The organism is Psychrobacillus sp. FSL K6-1267, from assembly GCF_038003265.1.
GTDB lineage: Bacteria > Bacillota > Bacilli > Bacillales_A > Planococcaceae > Psychrobacillus > Psychrobacillus faecigallinarum.
This window is the reverse complement of sequence record NZ_JBBOOR010000001.1, coordinates 3,748,925-3,771,021: the sequence shown is the minus strand read 5'-3', so window position 1 is coordinate 3,771,021 and position 22,097 is coordinate 3,748,925. Positions and strand designations below refer to the sequence as shown.

The following is a 22,097-nucleotide window of genomic DNA, read 5'->3' as shown; positions in this document are numbered from 1 at the left end:
TTTATGTATATATTTCCTTTGTAGGTAACTAATTGTATAATTGAGGTTAAGAATGTCGAATTTTGTTGGACTCCGGAGGAATAATGATACTTACAAGAGAGCAACTTCAAGATATTAAAGAAAAGCAAAGTCTACCAAAAGTAATCACAGACAAAACGGTGACTACTTATATTGGTAGTTCTAATAATATTTCATATGCCCTTTATACACTGACGCCTGCAAGTACCTCATGGATATACAGTAAACAAAATAATACTAAGAATTATATAGAGAAATATACTATCATAACTGGTAGATTAAAAATAAATTGGTGTGACGAACAAGTAATTTTGAGCCCTGGTGATGTAATTGAACCAAAATTTTATGATGCACTCATAACGTGTCATGCAAAGGATATAGTTGAGATTTTAATCGAAATGACATCTAACTATTTTGAAAGAAATTTTTCAGAAAGAAGTATAATTCATCGGGATGCTCTGCGCATTCAGGAGGTGGATGGATATACTTATCACCATTGTGCAAGAATTAGAGATTACTCCATCGAGCTTTGGAAAAGAATGAGGCCAAATGGTGAAGGGGTGGATAGATTAAGTTTAGGCTCCTATTTTCATGATATAGGCAAATTAGCAATTCCCATTGAAATCCTTAATAAGGCTGGAAAGCTTACAGAGGAAGAATGGAAAATTATAAAAATGCATACGACATTAGGGGCAGAAATAATGAGGAATCATGAAATTCCACGTATTCGTGAAGCTGCTTTTATTGTCGAAGAGCATCATGAGAGGTATGATGGAAAAGGGTATCCCTATGGACTGCTGGGTAATGAAATTTCCTTGGAATCATCTATAGTTTCGGTTGTAGATGCGTTTGATGCAATGACAACTAACCGGGTCTATCGGGGTGCAATGACCTTTGAAGAAGCCATTCAGGAAATGAAGGATGGTAGGGGAACTCAATTTAACCCAAAGGTTCTAGATGAATTTCTTAAAATGTTAGAAGAACACAATAATCAATGGTAAAGAAAAGGAGCGAGAAAAAATGTCTTATCGTATTGAGCATGATTCTATGGGAGAAATTAAAGTTCCACAAGACAGTCTTTGGGGAGCACAAACACAAAGATCTAAAGAAAACTTTAAAATTGGCACAGAAAAAATGCCGATTGGTGTCGTACATGGACTAGCTCTATTAAAAAAATCTGCAGCAATCGTTAGCCACTCTCTTGGTAATTTATCAGAAGTAAAGAAAGATGCTATAGCAGCAGCAGCAGATGAAATACTTGCAGGAAAATTAGACAATCACTTCCCATTAGTTGTTTGGCAAACTGGTAGTGGTACACAGTCTAATATGAACGTTAACGAAGTGATTGCCAATCGAGGCAATCAACTATTAGAAGAAAAAGGTAGTGAAGAGAGACTTCACCCTAATGATGATGTAAACAAATCACAAAGCTCAAATGATACATTCCCAACTGCACTTCATATTGCAGGTGTTCTTGCTGTCGAAAAAGATCTTTTACCTGCAATTGATGTTCTACAAGAGACGTTAGGTAAAAAATCTGAACAGTTCATGGATATTGTTAAAATTGGACGTACACATTTACAAGATGCAACACCCCTTTCCCTCGGTCAAGAATTTAGTGGCTGGCACAGAATGCTAGAGAAATCTTCTAAAATGATTACAACAGCTGTGGCAGATATGAAAGAGCTTGCTGTTGGAGGGACAGCGGTAGGTACTGGCTTGAACGCCCCAAAAGGTTTTGGTGACCTAGTGGCAGCCGAAATATCCAAGGCACTAGGAATTGAATTTACTTCAGCAAAAAATAAATTCCACGCTTTAACAAGCTATGATGATGTTGTTTATGTACATGGTGCAGTTAAGGCTCTTGCAGCGGACCTAATGAAAATTGCTAATGATGTCCGCTTACTTGCAAGTGGTCCCCGTTCTGGTATTGGGGAAATCTCAATTCCTGAAAATGAACCAGGAAGCTCTATTATGCCTGGTAAAGTTAACCCAACTCAAAGTGAAGCGATGACTATGGTTGTTGCTCAAGTTATGGGGAATGATACATCCATCAGTTTTGCGGCGAGTCAAGGTAACTACCAGTTAAATGTATTTAAACCTGTAATCATTCACAATTTCCTACAATCTGTGCGATTATTAAGTGATGCAATCATTAGCTTTAATAACAACTGTGCAGTTGGAATCGAACCGAACTTAGAAACAATTAAACATCACGTAAACAATTCTTTAATGCTTGTAACTGCTTTAAATCCATACATTGGATATGAGAATGCTGCGAAAATTGCTAAGCATGCCCACAAAAATGGCACTACTTTAAAAGAAGCAGCAATTGAGCTAGAGCTTTTAACTGCTGACAAGTTTGATGAAATTGTACGACCAGAAAAAATGATTTAATCGAGGTTAATATGAAAAAAATTCTATTTATATTATGTTGTTCTATATTGGTTCTTGCCGCATGCAGTCAAAAAGAAGAGAGTAAAGAAGAGAAAGAACACATGGAGCACGACCATGTGACTCATTTAGATAACGGCGATATTCAAGAAACCACGTCGTCTACAGACGTGCTTCCAGAGTTTTTGAATGAACAATCTGAAGATATGCAACTAATCTATCAGGCAGCTGCAAAAGCAAATGATGTCCTTAAATGGATGCCTTGCTACTGCGGATGTGGCGATAGTGCTGGCCATAAAAGCAATTTCAACTGTTTCGTCGATAAAATTAAAGAAAATGGCGAAGTAGTCTGGGATGACCATGGTACACGCTGTGCCGCTTGTTTAGAAACAGCCGTTACGTCTATCAAAATGGTTCAAGAAGGTAAGTCACTTACTGAAATTCGCGAAGCCATAGACGAAGCATATAAAGAAGGCTATGCAAAACCAACAGACACACCTATGCCATCTTAAAATAGTACTGCTCCTATCTCATTAACAGTGAGAGGGGAGCAGTTTTTTTGTCTTAGCACATTGACCCCTTAAAGACTTATCTTGAAAGTCCCCTGAAAATGAGAAAAGGGAGTGTTTGCTTGTTGATGCAGTATTACTTTCTAACAATCGGTCGTCGGTTTCCACAAAATCAGATGGCCATTACTTTATCGTTACTATCTGTTATTTGCTTATAAGTGACATGGGATTGTGTCGAAAATACCCTATCTACATAAAGTTATATACAATCTTAAGAAATTCTTCATCTTTATCCTTCTTAAATGTTAAGAAAGGCTGGCTAGAATGAGTGTATAGCAAAATATGAAAGGGGAATAGGCATGATACACGTAAATAATGTTAATCATACATTTTTAATAGGAAAGAAAGGAAAGGAAAAGAAGGTACCGGTACTAAAAGGGCTAACCTTTAATGTGCAAGAGGGAGAAATAGTAGCGGTTGTAGGAAAGAGTGGTTCTGGTAAATCTACCTTATTAAACACAATAGCAGGATTTATGAGTCCAGAACAAGGATCCATTATTATTAATGGGCAAGAAACGGCTGCATTAAATGAAACAGAAAGAGCAGAATTTCGTTTAAACAATTTTGGCTTTATTTTTCAAAGCTTTCAACTTATGCCAGGATTGACTGCTTTCGAAAATATTGAGCTTCCTTTAAAGCTGAAGGGGGTATCACCTAAAAAACGCAAAGTTAGTGTCCTCCAACTTATGAAAAAGGTTGGGTTGGAATCTGTGTCTGATCATTATCCTAATGAGTTGTCCGGTGGTCAGCAGCAACGAGTAAGTATTGCTCGTGCCTTGATAACCAACCCGCCTATTTTATTGGCAGATGAACCAACAGGTAGCCTGGATTCAGAAACAGAACAAGACATCCTGCTGCTCATCCAGGACTTAAATCAGACTATGGGGGTAACTTTTGTCATTATTACACATGACGATGAAGTAGCAAGCATTGCTCACCGTAAATTTAAGATGCACGATGGAGAGTTGAAAAAGGAGGACATGTCTCATGTTATTTAAAGATCAATTAGAATTTGTGAGCCAGCATATTAAGAAAAATAAACTAAGAGTATTTATGACTGTACTTGCAGCGACAATGGGGTGCGCATTTTTAATCGTGTTAGCATCAATCGGGTTTGGGGTACAGGATATGATGCGTACTGAAATTCTCCAGGACCAAGCTATCACGGAGATAGAAGTATATGAAAAGGAAGATGGCATTGACTATGAGGAAATAAAAAATATAGAGTCTATTGGTGCAGTTGTTCAAAGAACCAGTATAGAAACACAAAACTTGTTTCAACTAGATGATAGAACAATATACGGGAATGCCCTGATGACAGACTTTGAGGAAGAAAAAAAATCAAATCTTAAACTATCTGAAGGTAGAATGCCTACAAATGATAAGGAAATTGTAGTTGGTTATCATTTTGCAGAAAATTTATGGACCGAACAAGAGCGATCAACATGGGAAGAAAAGGGAGGAGAAGAAGGTGATATGCCCAAAGGATATGAGGGCTCCATTCTAGGCAAGGAAGTCACCTTATCCTTACAGCCATATGATCAAGAGGAAGTATTCCCAGAGCAATGGACGTTTACGATTGTAGGGGTTGCAGCTCAACCAGCAAGAGACTGGATAGTGGACCAAAATATACTTATAGACAATAGTTGGATGGACGAGTTAGTAGCAGCATATAAGACGAATGTTGGAGAGATACCAGAGAACTTTTTATATACTAGAACTACCATTTATACGGCAAGCCTAGAGCATGTGAAAGCAGTGACGGAAGAGTTAAAAGAAATGGGTTACAGCGTTTACTCTGTATCTGAACAGCTAGAGCAGTTAGACGTGTTTTTCATGGTATTTAAAATAGGTCTTATATTTATCGGTACTATCGCAGTTTTAATTTCATCTATTGGTATCTTCAATACTATGACAATGGCAGTAACGGAGAGAACAAGAGAAATTGGTGTTATGAAAGCAATAGGAGCAAGTCCTAAACTAGTTAGACGCCTTTTCCTGATGGAAAGTGCCTGGATTGGAATTATAGGGACTGTGCTGGCGGTCATTATCTCTTATGCAGTAAGCTTTTTAGCAAATTGGGTACTGCCAATCGTAGTTGGAATGGCATTAGAGGAAGAGAGTATTGAGGGCATGGCACTTACTTTTTCATTAATTCCTTGGCAGCTTGTTGCAATTGCTTCTTTCATAAGTATAGGCGTAGCAATGATTTCCGGCTGGAGACCAGCTAAGAAAGCAACTAAAATTGACGTAATTCAAGCCTTAAGACAAGAACTATAAGACAAAAAAGAGTGAACAGGTACCATTACGGTATCTGTTCACTTTTTTGTTCCAGTTCCAGCACATTGCCCCATTTGCTTGTCGGGGCAGCCATAGGCGCTTGCGCATTTCGTGTTTGTCTAGCTCCAGCGCCTTGCCCCTCGAGGTCAAATGGAGTAAAGCAGCGGTGGCCGAAGAGCAGCCACCTTGCATTCCCCCATTTGCTTGTCGGGGCAAACATAGGCGCTTGCGCATTTCGTGTTAGGATGCGGCAATAGTAAAATATGCGATGAATAGTACAAATACTACAATCATATTTAATAAATTATATCTCATTCTTGAAATCGTCTGCTCAAATTTCCCTGATTTTTTAACTGCTGTAATGCCTGCGTATATTATTAAAATGGCCATGACAAAAGACAGAATCGGGTGGAGTGGATAAATTCTTACATTTAAGAAATGGACAATAATCACTGCAATAGCCATAACGATGCCATAGGCAACTTTTTGGTAAGTAGGATCTTTCACTATTTTCTCTCCTTGAAATGAAGTGGTTAGTTCGTCTTCAAGTATTCCTTTAATTCATTTTCTAAAAATGGCTGAGCATTTAGCATCTGTTTAAATTGTTGATAGGCTTCCATTTGTTTAGAGGTTGGCTTATGTCCTGTTCTATAAGCACGTATTAAAATATTCTTTGGTGTGTTTTCTAAATCTATAAATTCCACTAATTGAGCCTCATATCCTACCATATTTAAGATTTCCGCTCGAATAGAATCTGTTGCTAGTGCTGAAAAGCGTTCTTTAATGAGACCATGCTTCAACATGATATCTAAATTAGGTGCTTCGAGCTGTTTGTTCAATTCGTGCTGACAACAAGGAACACTTAATATGACACTCGCATTCCATTTGACTGCACGCGCTAGTGCCATATCTGTCGCTACATCACAGGCATGTAAGGTGACAACCATATCTACGGCAGTTTCTTCGTTGTAATCATTTATATCTCCTACTAAAAATTCAAGCTGATCATAGTCTAAGTCTTTAGCTATTTGCGAACATTCCTCAATGACTTCCTTCTTCAAGTCAAGCCCGGTGACACGAATGTCTAAGCCCTTTTCAATTTTTAAGTAGTGGTATAGCGCAAACGTTAAATAGGATTTACCAGAGCCAAAATCGAGGATTCTAACCGTTTTATCCTTTGGTAAGTAAACAAGGGTATCATCAATGAATTCAATAAAGCGATTAATTTGTTTAAATTTATCATACTTTTGTTTTTTCACTTTTCCTTCAGCAGTTTGTACCCCTAAACGAATTAAAAAAGGATAAGGTGTGTGCTCGTCTAACAAATAATTTTTTTTGCGGTTATGAGACAAATTCACTTGTTTAACAGAAGCTGTTTTTTCAGCTTTAAACATAACTTTATTTTTCTTAGAGAGTTGTATTTGAAACTTTTCCTCAAGAAAATCAGCATGGAATTGACGGAAATCCTCCAGTAACTTCTCCCATATAGCAGGAAACTCTTCTAATAGAATATTTTCGTGCTTTAAAATACGTTCGTACTGGTATTCTAATTGGATATGATACATATTTTTTATCTCAATAGGTTTTAATTTTACACGTTTAATTTCATTTGATTTAGCCCTTGGTTGACTAACAGTCGCCTGAATAAGCTGTTTAGATAAAATTTGGTCTAATACCTTTTCTTTCATTTCTAGGAATTCCATTAATATCGCCTTCTTTTTCGTAAGATACTTGAAAATAGTGTATCACAACGAGATATTACGTAGGTAAAGAAGTTCCTTTATGAGACGAGAGAAAACACTTAATACTCTTTTATACTATCAGAATTTTATGATAATATAAATAATAAGTAGTCAATCGAAAGGGGAGATTGGTTTGTTAAATGAAAAAACGATTGGAGAGATTGTTAAGGAAGCAGCGAGTTTGTTTCCTAATAGAGAGGCCTATGTGTACCCAGAGCATGGGATTCGTAAAACGTATAAAGAGTTTGATGCTGAAACAGATGAGCTTGCAAAAGCCTTCATTGGAATGGGTATTCAAAAAGGGGAACATATAGCCATTTGGTCAGACAATAAAAGAGAGTGGCTACTAAGCCAATTTGCCACTGGCAAAATGGGAGCCGTTTTAGTAACCGTCAATACTAACTATCAGGAGAAAGAACTTGAATATCTCTTGCAGCAATCTGATTCTACTACCCTTATTTTATGTGAATCCTTTAAATCTACTTCTTATCTCGATATTATTCGAGCAATTTGTCCTGAAATTATTACGTCTGAAAAAGGAAACATCCAATCTGAAAAGCTCCCTCATTTTAAGAGAGTAATCGTAATGAGTGAAAATGACTATCCAGGGATATATAAATGGTCAGAGTTTGTTGCATTTGCAAATAAAGTGTCTGATGAGGCTTTAGATGAGTATTTGGAAGCGCTTCACAATGATGACGTGATTAATATTCAATATACATCCGGTACTACTGGATTTCCAAAGGGAGTAATGCTGTCCCATAAAAACATTGTTAATAACGGTCAACTCGTTGGGGACTACATACATCTTACAGAACATGATCGTTTATGTATTCCTGTTCCTTTCTTTCATTGCTTTGGATGTGTAATGGGTACGATTGCTTCGGTAACGCATGGCACAACGATGGTTATAATTGAACAGTTTGATGCAGGGAAAGTATTGAAAATGGTACAGGATGAGAAATGCACTGCCTTGCACGGAGTACCTACGATGTTCATAGCGGAGTTAAACCACCCAGATTTTAAACAATTTGATCTGTCTTCCTTACGTACTGGAATCATGGCTGGCTCGATTTGTCCAATTGAGGTCATGAAAAAAGTGATAGAAGACATGGGTGCTTCCGAAATAACCATTGCTTACGGACAAACCGAAACATCTCCAGTTATTACGCAAACTAAAACAGACGATGCAATTGAAAAACGCGTATCTTCTGTTGGTAAGGCTCATCCGGGAGTAGAAGTGAAAATTATTGACCCAGCAACTGGAGAAGATATCCCCGCAGGAGTGCCTGGCGAGCTCTGCACAAGAGGATATTTAGTCATGCAGGGCTATTACAAAAATGAAGAGGCTACAAATTCGACAATTGATGACAATGGGTGGCTGCACACTGGTGACATTGCGGTAATGGATGATGAGGGTTATATCGACATAACGGGTAGAATTAAAGATATGGTAATTCGAGGTGGTGAAAATATCTATCCTAAAGAAGTAGAGGAATTTCTTTATCAGCACCCATCTATACAAGATGTACAGGTAGTAGGAGTCCCAGACCAAAGATATGGTGAGGAACTTATGGCATGGGTTATTTTAAAGTCTGGTGAAAATCTTACTCCGGAGGCTTTAAGGGAATATTGTAAGGGGAAAATATCTTATCATAAAATACCGAAGTATATTGAATTCATTGATGCATACCCAATGACCGCTTCTGGGAAAATTCAAAAGTTTCTGCTCAGAGAAATGTCGAAAAAGAGAGTGGAGGTATAAAAGGTTTATTTCCTGGGAAATCGACAAAAAAGTATAAAGCTTAACAAAAGCGTCATAGAGCATCCTTATATTAAGAGATTGTTTACTCTTTAAGCACCGAGATTACAATCGGTGCTTTTTTCTGTTTTCCCTGTATACTAAAATGAAGGAAATGGAACATAATTTTAGGATAAGAGGTGAAAGCATGTATCTAGACCATATAGTTCATTTTGTAGAAAAAAATCCATTAGAAATAGCTGAGGATTGGCAACAGCAAGGGCTTCATGCTGTAGTTGGAGGGCAACATATAAACTGGGGAACGTATAATGCGCTTCTTTATACAAAAAATAGTTATATAGAATGGCTGTCAATTGAAGATGAGCATATTGCTCAAAATACAGATCATCCTTTAATCAGTTTGATGTTACATGATTTAAAGAAAAGTCCGGGATTTGGGACCATTTGCATTCGGACATCTAAAATTGACGTATTGAAACAAGAACTTGAAGAGAAAGGTATAGAAACCTCCGGAGTCTTATATGCTGAGAGAAAGACAACCAGTGGATTTGGACGTAAATGGAAGATGCTGTTTATCCGAGAGGAAGTAAGCGACCAATTACCAATGCCTTTTTTCATTGAATGGCAGGAAACAGATGAGGATAGGTATGAGTTGCTAAAAAAAGATGGAACAATTGTGGAAAGCAATCTTCAGCTGTCCATTGAAAGTTGTGAGTTTCATGTTAAAAAACCTAGGGAAATAATAAAAAAATGGGAAAAATACTTGAATGTAGAGCAATATGATGATCAAACACTATTGCTACCAAATACGAAATTAGTATTTAAACAACTTGAAGATGGAACAAAAGAAAGGCTAATACGTGTGCAAATCAAAGGCGACTCCAGACAAGAAGCTATTATTTACGAACAAGGAGAATATCGTTTTAAATTATGAGGAGGATTTTGAATGGAAGAGTTAGTGGAAAAAGCCATAGTAGTGGCAGTAAAGCTACAAAAGGACGAGCATTTTGATTATGAACTAGAGGAGCTTTATAACTTAGCCGAAGCTTTAAATGTGGAAGTAGTCGGTGAAATGACGCAAAATCTAGAACGAGTTACATCCTCCCATTATGTAGGAACAGGAAAGGTAGAGGAGATTAAAAATCTTTTTGACGCAATGGATGCTAACTTAGTCATTTTTAATGATGAGCTTTCTCCATCTCAAATTAGAAATTTAGAACGGGATTTAGAATGCAAGGTAATAGATCGTACCATGCTGATTTTGGATATTTTTGCTCGACGTGCAAAGTCTAATGAAGCACAAATGCAGGTAGAGCTTGCACAGCTTCAATATATGCTTCCGCGATTAGTTGGTCTTAGGGCGTCTCTTGGTCGTCAAGGTGGAGGAACTGGTGGAGGATTCAAGAACCGTGGTGCTGGTGAAACCAAGCTAGAACTGGATCGTCGTAAAATTGAAGACCAAATATCGAAGCTAAAAAAAGAATTAGAACTAATTAAGGACCAGCGGGAAACACAAAGAAAGCAACGTAAGAAAAACAATATTCCAGTAGTTTCCTTAGTCGGTTATACTAATGCTGGAAAGTCGACTATCATGAATCAGCTATTAAATAAAGTTGGGCAAGAGCAATCTAAACAAGTTTTTGAAAAAGATATGCTATTTGCTACTTTGGAAACATCCGTGAGACAAATAAAATTATCGGATCAAAAAGAATTTTTACTCACTGACACAGTTGGGTTTGTCAGCAAATTACCCCATCATCTAGTAAAAGCCTTCCGTTCAACTTTGGAGGAGGCAAGAGATGCAAATCTATTGCTTCATGTAGTGGATGTATCGAACGAGGAACACCGATATATGATGGATGTCACAAATCATACCTTACTGGATGTCGGGGTGGAGGACGTACCAACTATCTATGTTTATAACAAATCAGACTTGGCAGAGTTGAAGTATCCATATATATCGGGAAATAATATCTGGATATCTGCCAAAGAGGGAAAAGGTCTAGATGAGCTGCTAGAGATTATTAAGAAATATATTTTCTCAGACTACGTTCAATGTAACTTGTTAATACCCTTTGACCGTGGAGATATTGTCTCCTATCTAAATGAGAACGCTTCGGTCAAATCTACCTCCTATGAGGAAGAAGGGACCTTAGTGCATGTAGAGCTCAAAAAATCAGATTATAATCGCTTTGAAGAATATGTATATCAATTATAAAAAGGAAAAGCTGCCATAACTGGCAGCTTTTTTGAAAGGGAAGAAAATATATTAATTCCCATTTATATAAATGAGTAAACAATTACTAAGTGATTTCCGCTCTAGCCGGACGCATTCCGCGGGGGAGCGATTAGCTATCACCGTCGCTCCAACATGCATTTGTTTTTAGATTTAAAGCTGTTTAAAGTAGACATTCATTACTTTTGAGAAAAAATATACTAACAGTTACATGTGTTTATTATCAAGTCAATCCATAAAAAAGCAGAACATAACATTAATTTATGTTCTGCTAAAATAAACTAAATTTGTTGAAATTGTATATTATGAAGTCTAGCGAATATTCCATCTTTAGCCACAAGCTCATTATATGAACCATCCTCGGCAATTCCTTCTTCTGTCACTACAATTACCCGATCTGCATCACGAATTGTTGCCAAACGGTGGGCAATTATAAGTGTAGTTCGATTTTCCGCGAGTTCCATTAAGGAATGTTGTATAATTTTCTCTGTTTCTGTGTCGAGAGCGGATGTTGCTTCATCCAAAATTAGAATAGGTGGATTCTTTAAAAACATACGAGCAATTGCAAGTCTTTGCTTCTGTCCACCAGATAGCTTCAGACCTCGTTCACCAATTTGCGTCTCATATCCATCAGGGAGTGAAGCTATTAAGCTTTCTAAATGAGCTTTTTTAGCAGCACTATGAATTTCCTCATCGGTAGCGTCTCTTTTGCCGTAAGCGATATTTTCACGAATGGTGCCAGTGAACAAAAAGACATCCTGCTGTACAATTCCAATTTGGGAACGAAGGGAGTGAAGTGCTAAATCTTGAATATTTAGCCCATCAATGGAAATTGCTCCTTCATTTACATCATAAAATCTAGGGATTAAGGAACAAATGGTTGTTTTCCCTGCTCCAGAAGGTCCTACAAACGCAACTGTTTCACCAGCTTGAATAGATAGATTAATGTCTTTTAACACAGATTGGTGATCATCATATCGGAAGCTAACATGGTCAAAGGAAATATCTCCTTTTAAATGCTGGACTTGAAGGGCATTTGGCTTGTCTACAATTTCTGGCTCTTGCTCTATTAATTCTAGGAAGCGTTTAAAACCAGCCATTCCTTTTGGATATAATTCCAATAAAGCGGTAATTTTATCCACTGGCTTAATTAGTACATTTACATATAAAATAAAACTTACTAGCTCTCCAGAGGTTATGTAATCTTGGTAAGAGAACCAGGCTCCTACTACTAGTACAACTAAAGTTACTAGCCTTGTCATCATATAAATGCTAGAATGAGTACCTGCCATGACTTTGTAAGCTGCTAGCTTTGCTAATCGGAATTGTGAATTGTCCTCTTTGAATCTTGAAATTTCAAAATTTTCATTTGTAAAGGATTGGACCACACGGGCTCCGGAAACGCTGTCTTCCACTCTTGCATTTACGTCAGCGATTTTGCCGTACATATTCTTCCATGCTTTATTCATCATTATATTTCCATAGGTTGCAACGATGGATAAAAAAGGAACCATAATAATAGCGATAACAGCCAGCTCAGGATTTATGTTGAACATAATAGTGAAGGCACCTATAATCGTCATAATAGCGATAAATAGGTCTTCTGGTCCGTGATGTGCTAGTTCTCCTATATCAAATAGGTCATTTGTGATTCTACTCATAATGTGGCCCGTTTTGGTGTTATCAAAAAATCGAAATGATTGTCGTTGCACGTGGTTAAACAGTTTTTGTCTCATATCAGTCTCAATATTAATACCTAGCTTATGCCCCAAATAACTCACGACATATTGGAGAACGGTACTAATAATGTAAACGAATAAGAGCACAATACTAACTCGAACAATTGTAGCCCAATTACCGGTAGGAAGAAGATCGTCTATAAACCATTGCACAGCTACTGGGAATGCTAGTTCTAAAATTGCAACAAAAACGGCACTGCTGAAATCAATAATAAATAATCGTTTATGTGGTTTGTAAAATGAAAAAAAATTTTTAAGCATCTCGTAACTCCCTTTTCATTGTCATAACGACTATTATAACTAATAATTTCAGTTGTCGAAATATTATAATGTTTCTTTTTTGAAAAATTAGGGAATATTTAATTATATTTTTTGTAGAAACGAGGCGTAATAAGATGTTATCGAAAGAAGAAATAGTAAAATCTGTACCTCAAACAGGGTTTTTTGGCCAACCTAAGGGTCTTCTATCCTTATTTTTCACGGAGTTTTGGGAGCGTTTTTCATACTACGGTATGAGAGCGATTTTAATCTATTATATGTACTACGAAGTGACCCAAGGCGGTTTAGGGCTAGAACGATCAACAGCTAACTCTATTATGGCCGTTTATGGTTCATTAGTATATATGTCTGGGATTATCGGTGGTTGGATAGCTGATAGGTTATTCGGTACTACTAGAACAGTGTTCTATGGCGGAGTATTAATCATGATTGGTCATATAATACTGGCATTTCCTGGAGGATTAACTACCTTATTTTTATCGATGGCGTTTATCATCATTGGTACAGGTCTATTGAAAACTAATATTTCTACTATAGTTGGTGATTTGTATTCAGCGGATGATGCTCGTAGAGACTCAGGATTCAGCTTGTTCTACATGGGTATTAACATGGGAGCGTTCGTTGCACCATTAATCGTAGGAACAATTGGTTTAGAGTACAATTTCCATTTAGGATTTGGACTTGCAGCAGTAGGTATGGCAATAGGTTTAGTAGTCTTTTTAACTACGAAGAAAAAATATTTAGGTTTGGCAGGCTCTTATGTACCAAACCCACTTTCTAGTGAAGGAAAGAAAAAATTCTTTACTAGATTAGCAATTGGTGTTGTGATTATTGCCGCCCTTGGTTTCTATTTAATCCAAGCTGGTATTATGACGATTGATGTTTTCACAATGACTATTTCCATATTGGGTATTCTTATACCAACCCTATACTTCATAGTTATGTATAGAAGTGATAAGTCAACAGCAGACGAAAAGTCTCGTTTACTTGCTTATATTCCACTTTTCGTAGCAGCTATGATGTTCTGGGCAATTCAAGAACAGGGTTCCAATATTTTAGCCCAATATGCTGATGAGCGAGTAGATTTAACACTTGGCTCTTTTGAAATTTCACCAGCCTGGTTCCAATCGTTGAATCCATTATTCATCATTGCACTCGCTCCACTCTTTGCTTGGCTATGGGTGAAACTTGGAAATAGACAGCCGTCTACTCCTCGTAAGTTTGCATATGGATTATTCTTTGCAGGTTTGTCTTTTGTTGTGATGATTTTCCCTGCTTACTTTAATGGTACTGATACGTTAGCTAACCCGATGTGGCTAGTTCTAAGCTTCTTCTTAGTAGTACTTGGTGAATTACTTCTTTCACCTGTTGGTTTGTCTGCAACTACAAAGCTAGCACCGGCAGCCTTTGCTGCTCAAACAATGAGCTTATGGTTTATGACAAATGCTTCGGCACAAGCAATCAATGCTCAGGTTGTTAAATTGTATAAGCCTGAAACGGAGATTATGTACTTTGGAGTAATTGGTGCAATAGCGATAGGATTGGGGTTAATCCTATATGTAATGACACCACTAATCCAAAAATACATGCGCGGTATTCGTTAATTTTCTTAAAAAGTGAAACCTTTCGTTAATTTGTTCGTAAGTTATGTTGTGAAACAAAGAAGGGATGGGAATAAAGTGAAAAAATGGAAAACGCTTTTAGCAGTTACTACACTTACTTTTGGTTTAGCCGCGTGTAATGAAACTGCCACACCAGCAAACAAGAACGTAAAAGAAACTAGTGAGATGACTTTAGAAGAAGTGTATAACAAATCAATGGCAGTGTCTGAGGAATTGAAAAGTGTCTCTGCTAAAGTAGACTTAGCACAAAAGATGCATATACCGAGCGAAGAGATGAATGTAGATATTAGCACTGCTATGGACATGAATTTAATAATAGAACCTATGCAGATTTATCAAAAAGGAACTACTTCTATGAAGTCTGAAGATGGTTCTATGAACGAAACAATGGATACAGAAATATACTTCAATGATACTGATTTGTATATGTATGAAGGAACAACGCAGCAGTGGATGAAGTTACCACAAGAAGCAATGGGTGACGTCATGGCACAAACAAATTCTGCAAATCCTGCTAATTCACTAGCTGAAATTGAAGAATATTTAAAAGACTTTAAATTTGAGCAAGATGATAAAAATTATATTTTGACACTTGATGCATCAGGGGACAAATTTAACGACTTAGTACAAGCACAAATAGATGAAACAATGCAAAGCATGGCACAGGCTGGAGAAGATGTTCAACTAGACGTTAAAATTAACTCAATTAACTATTTAATTCATATTGATAAAGAAAGCTTCCAAACTACTAAATACGATGTAATTGTAGATATGGACATGGAAGCAGAAGGCGAGTCTATTAATATGAAACAAGATTTAAAGACAGATTTCTCTAACTTTAATGGAGTCGATAAAATCGAGATTCCACAAGAAGTTATTGATAATGCTGTAGCTATCTAATCTAATTTAAATTTTTCAAGTCTGCATGTAATTGTTAGGTATATGACAATTACATGCAGACTTTTTGTTTAGTAATAAATTTATAAAGAAATAGAGAACTACTTTGGTGCACAAGTTAAATGCGATAAAGAATGCAAAAAATCGTTTACCTGTTCCAGAAGAATATCTGGTAACTGTATTAGGTATAGAACAGTTAGACTTAACTACTGAGCGCGAGGAGAAATTCCTCGTGTTTTTTTGTAAAAAAAGATTATATTGCATGTATGCTTGAATATTTTAATTACTTACTTAGAAAAGTAATGTTAGTAAAAGAAAAAAATAGGGAACACTAATGAAGAAAATTACTTAAAGCAAATTGGATGGTTGCTGGTCTAATGTAAGGAGGCACTAAGCATGTATGATTGTATTATTATTGGAGGCGGTCCAGCGGGGCTGGGTGCAGGTTTAACGTTAGGAAGAGCAAGAAGAAAAGTTGCCTTGTTTGACGATGGAACAAATCGAAACAGAGTGACCCATGAATCGCATGGATTTATCACTCGGGATGGGATAAAACCTCATGAATTCAAAGGTATAGGACTTAAAGAGCTAGAGAACTATCCGAATGTCTCTTATTTCAATAAAACGATTATTGAAATTGGAAGAGAAGGAAAAGAAGGTAATTTTATCGTTAGAACAAGAGATAATGAAGAATACGTTTCAGAGAAGCTCTTACTAGCTACTGGCATCCAAGAAATGTTTACAATTGAAAGTATTCGAAGCTTTTATGGAAAAAGTCTATTTAGCTGTCCGTATTGTGATGGATGGGAATTGCGCGATAAGCCTCTTTTAATTTTAGCGGAGAAAGAAGAACACGTTCTTCATATGGTTAAGCTAATTTATAATTGGTCAAATGACTTGATGGTTCTAACCAATGGAAAAGAATTATCTCACGAAGGTATGCAAGAGTTGGCTAAACATAATATTGAAATAAAGATTGAGAAAATAGATGAGCTTATAGGAGAAGCGGGTTATCTAAAGGGAGTAAAGTTAGAATCTGGAGAAATTATAAATAGAACTCAGGGATTTGTTGCGCCCACATATTATCGTCCAAATTATTTTGCAGAAAAATTAGGGTGCGAAATAGATGAAAAGGGAAGGGTAATGACAGATCCTCGATGTCGTGCATCTCAAAAAAATGTTTATGTGGCTGGAGAAACAAGAAAGCCTATTCCCTCATCACTAATGATTGCGGCTGCAGATGGAAATAAAGCAGCAGTATCTATTAACACAGATTTAACAGAAGAGCGTTTCTAAATATTTTAAAGCATATATAACTTTATGAAGGATGGCCTTGAAATGAGTCATGACCATCCTTCATAAAGTTTTATCACATAGAATAGTCTGTTCCAAGGTTAGATAATAATTTACCTATTTCATTAGGTATTGAATGAAGGGACTAGAAAAGTCCTTTTATATTGCTCACTACATATTTTTATAAACTGTAATTCTCTAATTCTTTGTACTTATAAGTTATCTAGCTTATAATTTTTATAACTAATAGGAGGGATACTGTGAAGAAATGGTTCTATCCACTTGGACTTGTTACATTACTAGGGTTTGCAATGCTGTATTTAAACATTACAAAAGATGAAGTGGTGTCATTAGACCACAAAATGTCTAACCTACTTGGTGGCAGTCAATTCATCACGGCATTTCACTATTTTGGAGATACAAAATTTATATTGCTTATCGCACTATTAATCATATTATTGTTGTGGATTCGATCCCATAATTATCGTGGCATGTTATTTGTTTTGTTTACAGTTGGGGTAGGGAATGCTTTAAACCAACTACTAAAAAAAGTGATTCAGCGAGAACGTCCTGATGTATCCAATCAATTAGAAACGTTTAGCTTTCCATCTGGACATGCGATGGTAGGCTTGCTCTATTTGTTTACAATTGCTTCTTTAGCTACTGAGCATCAGACAAACAAAAAAATTTCGTTAACTATTTGGTCAGGAGCCATATTAATGACCATTATGATAGGTCTTTCGCGAATAGCGGAATCACGTCACTATGCATCAGACGTGTTTGCTGGGTGGATGGCAGGGTATACATGGTTTATACTAGTTGCTATTTGGTACGAGCTTAGAAAACGTAACAGAAAAAGTAAAAAGAATAAATTATAAATCCTTTCCAATTAACGGAGGGGATTTTTTGTAAGGAGGAAATTTTTTGTTTGAGATACCGAACCATTTAATGGATTTATGCATAAAAAGAATAGAGGGTTATCCGGTTGAGGGTTTTGTAAAAGGGAAAGGTCCAAGAAAGCCTACTCTTATGCTAATTGGAGAGGCGCCTGGAGAAAATGAAGCCATTCAGGGTATTCCTTTTATCGGAAGAGCAGGTGAGGAATTGAAAAAATCCCTAGCCAGTATAGGTTTAACAAGGGAAGACGTATATATGACAAGTGCCGTAAGAAGTCGTCCCTTCGTTTGGAGAGAGAAAAAGGAAAGAAACGGAGAAGCAGTAAGAAAAAAATATAATCGACCGCCTACTCAAAAAGAAATTATTGCACATGCCCCTATTTTGGACTACGAAATAACAAATATTTCACCCTTACTAATTGTTACTTTAGGAAATGTAGGATTACAGCGATTACTAGGAAGAGAAGCAACGGTTTCTAAATTACATGGGCAATTACTACAAAAGCCTGTTCAATTTCTACAGTCGCTAAACTCATCAGAATTTGTGTGGTCCACTGAAACCTATACCATTATCCCAACCTATCATCCTGCTTCAGTATTCTATCGTCCATCTAATCGAGATTTTTTAGAAGAAGATTGGATAAAAATCGGTGAATATATTAAAAGCCAAATATTATGATATCTTCTTTTGTTGAATAAAGTTGCTTGAAGGAAACTTTTTAAGTATAATAAGTTTATATTAGAGAGAAAGAAGATGGGTCAATGGATGGAAATGTAGTTTTTGCATTATTACTTACTTTGTTTGCTGGCCTTGCTACTGGGATAGGGAGTTTGTTGTCTTTACTTACTAGTAGAACAAACAAAAAATTCTTATCTGTAGCTCTTGGATTTTCAGCGGGAGTAATGATCTATGTTTCGCTCGTGGAGATTTTCGTTAAGGCAAAAGACTCCTTAGTAGAAGAACTAGGATCTACTAATGGCTATTGGGCTACATTAGCAGGTTTTTTCGGAGGAATGATTTTCATAGCCTTAATAGACCGATTGATTCCTTCACATGAAAATCCGCATGAAGTAAAAAGTGTTGAGGATATGAAACTCAAGCCAGCTAATGCAGAAGATGCTCGTTTAATGAAAATGGGTATGTTCACTGCACTTGCTATTGGTATTCATAATTTTCCAGAGGGGATTGCCACTTTTGCTTCAGCATTACAGGATCCTAATCTTGGTATAGCAATTGCTATTGCGGTAGCTATTCATAATATTCCAGAGGGGATTGCGGTAGCTGTTCCTATATTTTATGCTACGGGCAGTAGAATGAAAGCATTTAAATTGTCGTTTTTATCAGGGCTTGCAGAACCAGTAGGCGCTTTAGTTGCCTTTTTAATATTGATGCCATTTTTAAATGGGATTATGTTCGGAGTAATTTTTGCAGCAGTAGCAGGTATCATGGTGTTTATATCATTGGATGAACTACTGCCAGCAGCTAAGAAATACGATGAGACTCATTCTTCTATGTATGGAGTAGTGGCTGGGATGCTTGTGATGGCTTTAAGTTTAGTGTTAATGGCATAAAGAGAAGGCAGTGCAGTTCTCCTTAATAAGAGGGGAGTGCACTGCTTTTTTGAGCTCTTTTACTTGTCGGTTACTTAGAAATGCGAGAAAGTATATAAATTGTATGGTTAGATGAATATATCCTTAACAGGGAATGTATGAATTATAGGTTGATTTCCGCTCTAGTCGGACGCTTTCCGCGGGGGGAGCGATAAGCCATCGCCGTCGCTAACGCGTCGGATGCGATGTCTTATCTGTCTCCCTCCTCCCGCAGGAGTCGCCGCCTGCTGCTTCAATCAAACACGGCACACTAGTAGGGATAAATTAACTCAAAAAAATTCACAGGAATTACATGAACAATTAATGGTTGATTTCCGCTCTAGTCGGGCGCTTTCCGCGGGGGAGTGATAAGCCATCGCCGCCGCTAACGCGTCGGATGCGATGTCTTATCTGTCTCCTTCCTCCCTCAGGAGTCGCCGTCTTGCTGCTCCAATCATTAATGTGGAAGCTGTAAGGTTAATCACGGATTGGCAAAAAACCTATTATTAACGCAAAAGGAGGATGGTCGTGACTTGGGTCACTGACCATCCTCTCTTAAATTCTTCCTATATGATAGAAACAAGTCATTCCCGAAGCTTTAGAGATCAAATGGGAGATAGCTGTGAATCTGATATCTCGCTTTTCCCTATTTGTGTGTCGGAGTAGGCATAGGAGGAGCTCGGGTTTATCCTGTTTTTAGTTGCAATGATTCCTGTCTTGTTGATAGAAACTGGAACAAGATCAAAGCTTGGGAATTTATCTTTCATTTGGGAGATAAACTCCTGTTCCTTGCCCTTTTGGACAAGTGATAATAGAGTTGGACCAGCCCCACTAATACAAGTACCAAATGCTCCAGCTTTTTTAGCTGCAATCTTTAGCTCCTTGCTTTGTGGGATAAGACCTAAGCGATATGGCTCATGAAACAAATCCTCTTCCATATAGATACCTGCCTGTTCAAAAGACTGTGATAGAAATGCGGCTACCAATAAATTGGCGGAGGCGCTAGCCTGAGCTGCGATTGATCGTGTGTAATGATCAGGCAAGACATTTCTAGCTTTTTCTGTCTTCAATTCAAATTGAGGAATAGATAAAACAAAGCTAGCTTCTATGTGATACGAATGAAATACGTGGATTTCACCGTTATCTGTACTAGAAGAGATAGTAAATCCTCCAAAAATAGAGGCAGCGGCATTATCGGGATGACCCTCCATCATCGTAGCAATTTTTAGCTTATCGTGAGCAGTCAGTTTGAGTTCAAGCAATTGATTGGCTAGCTCTATACCTGCAACGATAGCGGATGCACTACTACCCATACCGCGGGCCAGAGGAATCTCACTTTTTAACTTCAATGTACAAGCAGGTAATTCTAGTCCATGCATAGCCGCCGTTTTTACCGCGGACTGTACAATTAAATGATCAGCCGGATTAGGGACAAAAGGCAGATTTTCAGTCAAGTTTTCGATTGAAAGTTGGGAGGCAAGCTCCACCTCTAGTTCTAGATATTTGTCTAATGCAATACCTATCGAGTCAAAACCTGGACCTAAGTTTGCAGTGCTTGAAGGTATGGAAATAGACCATGTCATTATGCAAGCACCCCCTCTATAAATGCGCTTAGTGCAGGGGCATTACTTTCAATTTTATGTGGTGGTGCCACTTTTACATCTATTGCAGTCTGTGGATCTTTTAATCCATTTCCAGTTAGAACTGCAACGACCTTGCTACCGGGTATTATCTTGCCTTCTTTGACTGATCTTATAACGCCGGCGATAGAAGCACAGGATGCTGGCTCTGCAAAAATGCCCTCTCTACTAGCGATTAGTTTATATGCATCAAGCATTTCATCGTCTGATACAGCTTCAATCAGTCCTTGTGACTCATCACGGGCAGCTACTGCGTAATCCCAGCTAGCTGGATTACCGATTCGGATGGCTGTAGCAATTGTTTCAGGGAATTCAATCGGCTTACCTTGAACGATAGCCGCTGCCCCTTCTGCTTCGAATCCATATATTTTAGGTAGACCAGTTTGTTTTTTCTCATTATATTCTTTGAAGCCTTTCCAATATGCTGTGATATTGCCAGCGTTCCCAACTGGAATGGCTAAGTAATCTGGGGCAGAGCCTAGTACATCACAAATTTCAAATGATGCTGTTTTTTGTCCTTCTATTCTATAAGGATTTACAGAGTTTACGAGAGTAATAGGTGAGGATTCGCTAATAGCACGAACCATTTCTAACGCCACATCGAAGTTGCCTTCTATTTGAATGACCTCTGCTCCATACATATAAGCTTGAGCAAGCTTCCCCGCAGCTACCTTGCCCTCAGGAATTACAATTACTGCACGCATCCCAGCTCGGGCTGCATAAGCTGCAGCTGCAGCAGAAGTGTTTCCTGTAGAAGCACATATAACTGCCTTACTACCTTCCTCCTTCGCTTTAGCTACCGCAAAGACCATTCCTCTATCTTTGAAGGATCCTGTTGGATTTGCTCCTTCAATTTTCGCATATAATTCAATGCCTAGTTCATTGGACAGGTTTTCTAATTTAATGAGAGGGGTATTGCCCTCTAATAATGTAAGTTTTGGTGTGTTTTCAGTTACAGGTAAGAATTCTTTATATTGTTCAATTAGTCCTTGCCAAGCCATGTGATTTCCGCCCTTCTGTTCTCCTTAGATAAACAACTGTATTTATATAAAGGACATTTTACTCTAAATAATCGAAAAATACAAGGGAAAATTTCTGTTGTAAGTTTACAGTTCTATAAGTATACTATTGATGTAAACA

Annotated in this window: 19 protein-coding genes; 14 read left to right on the top strand and 5 right to left on the bottom strand. The window is 37.5% G+C overall.

The annotated features are described in order from the left end of the window. The first annotated feature begins 83 nt into the window (after nt 1-83). The 5 genes from MHB55_RS19305 (at nt 84) to MHB55_RS19285 (ending at nt 5,261) form a co-directional block, all read left to right on the top strand. On the top strand, nt 84-1,019 hold the full coding sequence (locus MHB55_RS19305) for an HD-GYP domain-containing protein (RefSeq protein WP_144539451.1): 936 nt from the start codon (nt 84-86) through the stop codon (nt 1,017-1,019). Between the two features lie 19 nt (nt 1,020-1,038). After that, complete coding sequence (gene fumC / locus MHB55_RS19300; protein ID WP_144539453.1) at nt 1,039-2,415, top strand: class II fumarate hydratase; 1,377 nt, start codon at nt 1,039-1,041, stop codon at nt 2,413-2,415. Between the two features lie 11 nt (nt 2,416-2,426). After that, nucleotides 2,427-2,924, top strand: coding sequence for a PCYCGC motif-containing (lipo)protein (locus MHB55_RS19295; protein WP_144539455.1), 498 nt, complete (start codon nt 2,427-2,429; stop codon nt 2,922-2,924). Nucleotides 2,925-3,280: 356 nt separating this feature from the next. Beyond that, nucleotides 3,281-3,979, top strand: a complete 699-nt coding sequence (locus MHB55_RS19290) for an ABC transporter ATP-binding protein (protein ID WP_144539457.1) — start codon at nt 3,281-3,283, stop codon at nt 3,977-3,979. Next, the gene (locus tag MHB55_RS19285; protein ID WP_144539458.1) at nt 3,969-5,261 is read left to right on the top strand and encodes an ABC transporter permease; all 1,293 of its coding nucleotides are present in this window, start codon (nt 3,969-3,971) and stop codon (nt 5,259-5,261) included. Before MHB55_RS19290 ends, MHB55_RS19285 begins: the two co-directional genes overlap by 11 nt. Before the next feature lie 240 nt (nt 5,262-5,501). On the opposite strand, the gene MHB55_RS19280 is transcribed toward MHB55_RS19285, so the two are convergent. Both MHB55_RS19280 and MHB55_RS19275 read right to left on the bottom strand, forming a co-directional pair. Then, nucleotides 5,502-5,768, bottom strand: a complete 267-nt coding sequence (locus MHB55_RS19280; RefSeq protein WP_154312175.1) for a hypothetical protein — start codon at nt 5,766-5,768, stop codon at nt 5,502-5,504. Between the two features lie 26 nt (nt 5,769-5,794). Continuing rightward, a complete protein-coding gene (locus MHB55_RS19275; RefSeq protein WP_340863849.1) occupies nt 5,795-6,964 on the bottom strand; it encodes a class I SAM-dependent methyltransferase in 1,170 nt (389 codons plus the stop codon). Between the two features lie 166 nt (nt 6,965-7,130). On the opposite strand from MHB55_RS19275, the gene MHB55_RS19270 reads away from it, so the two are divergent. The 3 genes from MHB55_RS19270 (at nt 7,131) to hflX (ending at nt 10,983) form a co-directional block, all read left to right on the top strand. Next, nucleotides 7,131-8,768 carry an AMP-binding protein gene (locus MHB55_RS19270; RefSeq protein WP_340863987.1) on the top strand — a complete coding sequence of 546 codons (1,638 nt, stop codon included), beginning with the start codon at nt 7,131-7,133 and terminating at the stop codon, nt 8,766-8,768. A gap of 184 nt (nt 8,769-8,952) precedes the next feature. Beyond that, nucleotides 8,953-9,699 (top strand): VOC family protein, encoded by a 747-nt coding sequence (locus tag MHB55_RS19265; RefSeq protein ID WP_340863848.1) that lies wholly within the window; start codon nt 8,953-8,955, stop codon nt 9,697-9,699. 12 nt (nt 9,700-9,711) lie between these two features. Next, entirely contained in the window at nt 9,712-10,983 is a 1,272-nt protein-coding gene (gene hflX, locus MHB55_RS19260) for a GTPase HflX (RefSeq protein ID WP_340863847.1), read from the top strand. Between the two features lie 299 nt (nt 10,984-11,282). Here hflX and MHB55_RS19255 read toward each other — a convergent pair whose 3' ends face one another. Then, nucleotides 11,283-13,001 (bottom strand): ABC transporter ATP-binding protein, encoded by a 1,719-nt coding sequence (locus tag MHB55_RS19255; RefSeq protein WP_340863846.1) that lies wholly within the window; start codon nt 12,999-13,001, stop codon nt 11,283-11,285. Between the two features lie 134 nt (nt 13,002-13,135). On the opposite strand from MHB55_RS19255, the gene MHB55_RS19250 reads away from it, so the two are divergent. From MHB55_RS19250 to zupT, 6 genes are all read left to right on the top strand, one after another. Beyond that, nucleotides 13,136-14,623, top strand: coding sequence for a peptide MFS transporter (locus MHB55_RS19250; RefSeq protein ID WP_144539471.1), 1,488 nt, complete (start codon nt 13,136-13,138; stop codon nt 14,621-14,623). A 75-nt stretch (nt 14,624-14,698) separates the two neighbouring features. Further along, nucleotides 14,699-15,541, top strand: coding sequence for a DUF6612 family protein (locus tag MHB55_RS19245; protein WP_154312180.1), 843 nt, complete (start codon nt 14,699-14,701; stop codon nt 15,539-15,541). Nucleotides 15,542-15,934: 393 nt separating this feature from the next. Continuing rightward, nucleotides 15,935-16,834: an NAD(P)/FAD-dependent oxidoreductase gene (locus MHB55_RS19240; RefSeq protein WP_154312181.1), complete on the top strand. Its 900-nt coding sequence runs from the start codon at nt 15,935-15,937 to the stop codon at nt 16,832-16,834. Nucleotides 16,835-17,091: 257 nt separating this feature from the next. Continuing rightward, nucleotides 17,092-17,709, top strand: a complete 618-nt coding sequence (locus MHB55_RS19235; RefSeq protein ID WP_340863845.1) for a phosphatase PAP2 family protein — start codon at nt 17,092-17,094, stop codon at nt 17,707-17,709. Nucleotides 17,710-17,779: 70 nt separating this feature from the next. After that, on the top strand, nt 17,780-18,406 hold the full coding sequence (locus MHB55_RS19230; protein WP_151113835.1) for a uracil-DNA glycosylase: 627 nt from the start codon (nt 17,780-17,782) through the stop codon (nt 18,404-18,406). An 83-nt stretch (nt 18,407-18,489) separates the two neighbouring features. Continuing rightward, a complete protein-coding gene (gene zupT / locus MHB55_RS19225; RefSeq protein ID WP_144539479.1) occupies nt 18,490-19,299 on the top strand; it encodes a zinc transporter ZupT in 810 nt (269 codons plus the stop codon). Between the two features lie 623 nt (nt 19,300-19,922). Here the strand turns inward: zupT and thrB are convergent. Further along, nucleotides 19,923-20,900 (bottom strand): homoserine kinase, encoded by a 978-nt coding sequence (thrB, locus tag MHB55_RS19220; protein WP_191697879.1) that lies wholly within the window; start codon nt 20,898-20,900, stop codon nt 19,923-19,925. Continuing rightward, on the bottom strand, nt 20,900-21,958 hold the full coding sequence (thrC, locus tag MHB55_RS19215; RefSeq protein WP_151112409.1) for a threonine synthase: 1,059 nt from the start codon (nt 21,956-21,958) through the stop codon (nt 20,900-20,902). The genes thrB and thrC overlap by 1 nt, the downstream gene beginning before the upstream one ends. Nucleotides 21,959-22,097: the final 139 nt, after the last annotated feature.

Coding starts and splice junctions, on each gene's coding strand:
- thrB (WP_191697879.1), bottom strand. CDS start 20,900: ATGACATGGTCTATTTCCATACCTTCAAGCACTGCAAACTTAGGTCCA.
- MHB55_RS19240 (WP_154312181.1), top strand. CDS start 15,935: ATGTATGATTGTATTATTATTGGAGGCGGTCCAGCGGGGCTGGGTGCA.
- zupT (WP_144539479.1), top strand. CDS start 18,490: ATGGATGGAAATGTAGTTTTTGCATTATTACTTACTTTGTTTGCTGGC.
- MHB55_RS19295 (WP_144539455.1), top strand. CDS start 2,427: ATGAAAAAAATTCTATTTATATTATGTTGTTCTATATTGGTTCTTGCC.
- MHB55_RS19250 (WP_144539471.1), top strand. CDS start 13,136: ATGTTATCGAAAGAAGAAATAGTAAAATCTGTACCTCAAACAGGGTTT.
- fumC (WP_144539453.1), top strand. CDS start 1,039: ATGTCTTATCGTATTGAGCATGATTCTATGGGAGAAATTAAAGTTCCA.
- MHB55_RS19255 (WP_340863846.1), bottom strand. CDS start 13,001: ATGCTTAAAAATTTTTTTTCATTTTACAAACCACATAAACGATTATTT.
- MHB55_RS19290 (WP_144539457.1), top strand. CDS start 3,281: ATGATACACGTAAATAATGTTAATCATACATTTTTAATAGGAAAGAAA.
- MHB55_RS19265 (WP_340863848.1), top strand. CDS start 8,953: ATGTATCTAGACCATATAGTTCATTTTGTAGAAAAAAATCCATTAGAA.
- thrC (WP_151112409.1), bottom strand. CDS start 21,958: ATGGCTTGGCAAGGACTAATTGAACAATATAAAGAATTCTTACCTGTA.
- MHB55_RS19275 (WP_340863849.1), bottom strand. CDS start 6,964: ATGGAATTCCTAGAAATGAAAGAAAAGGTATTAGACCAAATTTTATCT.
- MHB55_RS19230 (WP_151113835.1), top strand. CDS start 17,780: ATGGATTTATGCATAAAAAGAATAGAGGGTTATCCGGTTGAGGGTTTT.
- MHB55_RS19285 (WP_144539458.1), top strand. CDS start 3,969: ATGTTATTTAAAGATCAATTAGAATTTGTGAGCCAGCATATTAAGAAA.
- hflX (WP_340863847.1), top strand. CDS start 9,712: ATGGAAGAGTTAGTGGAAAAAGCCATAGTAGTGGCAGTAAAGCTACAA.
- MHB55_RS19305 (WP_144539451.1), top strand. CDS start 84: ATGATACTTACAAGAGAGCAACTTCAAGATATTAAAGAAAAGCAAAGT.